This is a genomic window from Oleiphilus sp. HI0067 (assembly GCF_001635735.1).
This window is the reverse complement of the sequence record NZ_LWFI01000616.1, coordinates 1-651: the sequence shown is the minus strand read 5'-3', so window position 1 is coordinate 651 and position 651 is coordinate 1. Positions and strand designations below refer to the sequence as shown.

Below are 651 nucleotides of genomic sequence, written 5' to 3'. Positions count from 1 at the left end.
AATATATTAAATGCTGATAGTTCTATTGCATTTGCTGACCAATATGAATTTTTAACCACGTCAAATAGTGTTAGTGATGCCAATGAGGATGCAGATCTCGATGGTTTAACGAATATTGAAGAATTGGTATTGGGCACGAACCCTTGGATGAAAGACTCTGACAATGATGGTTTGACTGATTTTGACGAAGTAAGGGGTGACCCGAACAATGTTACTTGTGTTCAAGATGGTTTGGTTGGCTTCGTCGCTTGTACTAGTAATCCCTTAGAGGAAGATACGGATGGTGATGGTCTAAGTGATGGCGAAGAGAGTGTAGGGGACGTTAATGGCAACAAAACTAATCCAAATCTCAAAGATACGGATGGCGATGGAATCGATGATGGTGCGGAAGTTGTAGCCGGTACGAACCCGACTTTAAAAGATACTGATTTTGATTTTCTGAATGATGACGTTGATTCAAATCCTCTAAATATCGATGGGGATAGCGATGGAATTCCTGATTTTGTTGAGGTCATTTTAGGAATAGATCCAGGCAATGATGATTCTGATGGCGATACAATTACTGACGGAAACGAGGTGTGGGTTTTTGGCTATAAATCTGACGACACGCTGTTCTATTTCGGAGACGATTTGAATAGTGATAATGTGCCA

1 pseudogene is annotated in these 651 nt (G+C 40.6%); it reads left to right on the top strand.

Features of this window, described 5'->3' with window-relative positions:
* A pseudogene (locus A3739_RS29585) lies at nucleotides 1–651 on the top strand (hypothetical protein); the annotation flags it as partial.